The sequence below is a fragment of the Endozoicomonas sp. ONNA1 genome, from assembly GCF_024606325.1.
Taxonomy (GTDB): Bacteria; Pseudomonadota; Gammaproteobacteria; order Pseudomonadales; family Endozoicomonadaceae; genus Endozoicomonas_A.
The window spans coordinates 1-3,812 of the sequence record NZ_JAHHPN010000244.1 but is presented as its reverse complement, the minus strand read 5'-3'; the positions used below and the strand labels follow the sequence as shown (position 1 = coordinate 3,812).

At 47.6% G+C, this 3,812-nt stretch carries 3 protein-coding genes; 1 reads left to right on the top strand and 2 read right to left on the bottom strand.

Annotation, left to right across the window (positions count from 1 at the left end):
* Positions 1-1,054, top strand: a 1,054-nt coding sequence (locus tag KDK19_RS05845; protein WP_257291539.1) for an ankyrin repeat domain-containing protein, incomplete at its 5' end; no start/stop codon positions are given.
* A 70-nt stretch (positions 1,055-1,124) separates the two neighbouring features.
* Here the strand turns inward: KDK19_RS05845 and KDK19_RS05840 are convergent.
* Entirely contained in the window at positions 1,125-2,573 is a 1,449-nt protein-coding gene (locus tag KDK19_RS05840; RefSeq protein WP_257291538.1) for a hypothetical protein, read from the bottom strand.
* A gap of 231 nt (positions 2,574-2,804) precedes the next feature.
* On the bottom strand, positions 2,805-3,812 hold a 1,008-nt coding region (locus KDK19_RS05835; protein ID WP_257291537.1), incomplete at its 5' end, for a hypothetical protein.

Below are 3,812 nucleotides of genomic sequence, written 5' to 3'. Positions count from 1 at the left end.
TACTTTGGGTTTGGATTGTTACGTCGATTCCTGTCATGGCGTTTGTAAACTCCGATCATCAACCGATAGCAAAGAGTCCGCTGAAGGGCCGCTGAATAATGGTGTTTTTCCAGCTCAATTCTGCACTGAACGCACTGATATCATCCAGGCAATCGGCTATGTTAGCGTGTCTGTTTCATCCATAAATCCAGAAATGGTGTGCACCTTGCTTAATCAAGGGTTTGATGCAAATGCTCGGGGCCACAAGGGTTCACTACTGCATTATGCGGTATGGGCAGGTCAGAGTAATACTGTCGAATTTCTGTTGGCTCATGGTGCTGACCCCAATGCCCCGGACCGCACAGGTCGCTGTCCGCTATGGTTTGCGGTATGGGATGGACATGTTCAAATCGTTGAGCTGCTGTTGCATAGCGGTGCCAGTCTGTATCATTACAGCTATTCTGCCCGTGCGCTGCTGTTGTGCGGGGCGATTCGCAGTGGTCCGCAAATGACAGCCATCCTTCTGGCCAACGGCGTGGAGCCGAATGATCCCGGAGGCATGATATTTCCTTTGTCTGTGGCGGTAGGCGCACTTTTTCCGCGTCTAGAGGCGACTAAGCTCATGCTGGCCAATGGTGCCAAGCCAAATGCTCGTGATTTTATGGGCGTGAAAGTTGTTCATCGAGCTCTGCAAAATATGCTAGGTTATTTTCATTACCCAAAAAAAGCAGAAATCATCACCCTTTTGCTGGACAACCACTTTGATCCATATGAGCAGTTTCGGGTTTGCCCAAATGGCGGTAATGATCACAATAAGCCCGATTTGAGCCTGCTCCGTGAGGCTAAGAAGTTCGGGCATATCAAAGCTGTTAACATCCTGAAGAATTATACGCCGAAACCTTATCAACCGGCGTCGTTACAGTGTTGCGCCCGTGCTTCTATCCGCTTGCGGCTGGTTCAGAACCGGGTCAACCTGGCGCAGACCCTGTCCCCCAATTCTCAATGCCTGCAGCTGCCCAGGCACCTGAAAGTTTTTTTGTACCGACCGTTATCCTTTCAGGACAGCAGCAATTAAGAACTTACCGGCTCAGTGGTCTGGAAATCCTCTTGCCGGATTAGCCAGTGTACCTTCCCTGACTATTCTATTATCTCTTGAATGCCTCATATTCATTTTTTGCAGATTGGCAACCGGGTGCACCAGGAGCGTAATAGAGTTCATTAAATAGGTCTTCGGTTTTAATCTTTGCTGATTCCCCAGATGTCCAGCGTTCTGCAAATCTGGTTTCACTTTCAGTTTGTGTCACCGTGAATAACACATTATCCCTGTAATAGACGATGTACCAAGTATCGCTGTAGCCACTACAGTGTGAACAGTCACAATTCGAGTCAGTCATTTCAGAACCTTGTGAAATATCGGAAGGGTCAAGATATTCAAGTAGTTCGATAGCATTCCTGAATGCCTGAATATCCGGGGTAGGGGATTCCGTTTTATAATGCACATCGTTTTCAATGAGAATAGTGATTAACGAGTTCATGTGCTCTATGATTTCAGAGACAGTATTACCCGCTGTTTCGTTTGATTCATCTATTTCGGTGCCAGGCACGGCGTTAACAAGTGACTCAGAATGCTCATCTACTTCCTCTAACTTGGGCTTTTTCGCCTTTTGCCCTGTCTCATCTTTGCTTGCTTCTTCTGTGGCATCTTCATTCGATCTTTTGCGAAGCCAACACGATGAAGTCTCGGTTTTACTCGCTTCTTCTGTGGCATCCTCATGGGCGTGTGGCTGAGAGGGTGGTGTTTCTCTCGTCTCATGATGAGTGTGTTCTGTCGGACTTTCTGCGAAAGTCAGCGTCCCTTCAGCTGATTCACCGCCGTTGGATGCTTGTCGGAGTTTACAAACGCCGTAACAGGAATCGACGTAACAATCCAAACCCAGTGTGTGCTGGACTTGTTCAGGACCATCATTACCGCTGCCAGAGCCAGACGACAAGGGGCGGGTGACAGACCCACCGACATGGTTAGTTGTCCCTGAGGTTTGCTGGCCGGATGATTCTGATGGCGGGTTTTGGTGGTCACTTTGTTGTTGGTTTTGTCCGGGGAGCGTCATAGTCGTGATCACAAACGGCTCATCCTGACTGACCTCCAGTTGATCCCCGGGGTTAAAGAGCAGTGAATAGGGGCTCCAGTAACTTTTTAAAAGCCAGCCGACAGCGACAAACGCTTCTTCAGGTATCCATGAATAAGGTTTGCCCCTCAGAGCAGTGTCTCTGGTGGTCAGGATCAGTTCGTATGCAACCAGCACGTTGGTGGCGTAAAGCAATTGCCATGAAATGGACTCAATAAAGGTCATTGTTATCCCGTAACCGCCAGGCTTGTGTTGTTTGTCACCGGGCGGCAAAAAAACCGAATAGCCGTTGGTGTCGGCAAGGTACCTCGGATTGTCCGACAATGAATTCAGGCTGCGCATAACAGAAAAGCTCTGAGTGGTCTGTTTATGCTCGATAACAAAACGTCTTGTTAGAGATTCTGCCTGACAGATAGCAGACAGAGGCAAAAGCAGCAACAGCATTGCCGCATAAAGCGATTGTTTCATTATTCGATCCATACGTTACTAATTTTGAAGTGAGGAAAGGTAGATCAGGGAAGTGGTAATTCAAGAAAATAAGCATGTTGTGCTGTCAAAAACCAAAGGTTGTACTGATATGGGTTGAAAAGATATTGCCTGCCCGGTTGTCCATTGCAACCGTAGTAGGACAGCCTTAAGTCCGACAGGCTGCTAGTGCACCTGAACATTCACAAGAGTCGTTTGTAGTTTAACTGACTTCTATTTTTTCCTTTGCTCCTCAAATTCACTTTTTGCAGATTGGTAACCGGGAGCATCAGGAGCATAATAGAATTCATTAAATAAGACTTCGATTTTAATACTTACTAAAAACCCGCATGTCAGAGGTGATTGGAAGCTTGTTTTATTTGCAGTGCGAAATACAGTGAATATCATCTTGCCTCTGTAATAGACGTGATAACAGGCATCAGCATCAGCATCATCCCAGACATCACACTCTGGATAGAGACTAAACGGTTCTAAATCTGTTGAAATATCGGAGGGATCAAGAAGTTCAAGTAACGTGATGGCATTCCTGAATAACTCAATATCCGGAGAAGGGGATGTCGCTTTGGAATGCACGTCGTTTATGATGTGAGTCATTATTAGTCGATTCATGTGTTTTATGATTCGTGACACAGTGATACTGGCTTTGCTCGCTACATTTGCGTCAGTCTCATGGGTCTGTGGATGAAGGGGTTGTGCTTCTGTCATTGCATGATGAGCGTTGACTATCGAGCTTTCTGCGGAACTCACTGCCCCTTCAGCTGACTCACTTCTATTGGATGCTTGTCGGAGCTTACAAACGCCATGACAGGAATCGACGTAACAACCCAAACCCAAAGTATGCTGGTCTTGTTCAGGGCCTTCATTGTCACCGCCAGAGCCAGACGACAGGGGGCTGGGGACAGAGCCTCTGACATGGCCAGTTGCCCCTGAGGCTTGCTGGTCGGATGATTCTGATGTCGGGGTTTGCTGGTCACTTTGTTGTTGGTTTTGTCCGGGGAGCATCATAGTGGTGATTGCAAACGGCTCATCCTGACTGACCTCCGGTTGACCTCTCGGGTTAAAGAGCAGTGAATCGGGGTTCCAGTAACTTTTTAAAAGCCAGCCAACAGCGACACGCGCTTCTTCAGGTATCCATGAATAAGGTTTGCCCCTCAGAGCCGCATCCCTGGTGGTCAGGATCAGTTCGTATGCAACCAGCACGTTGGTGGCGTAAAGCCATTG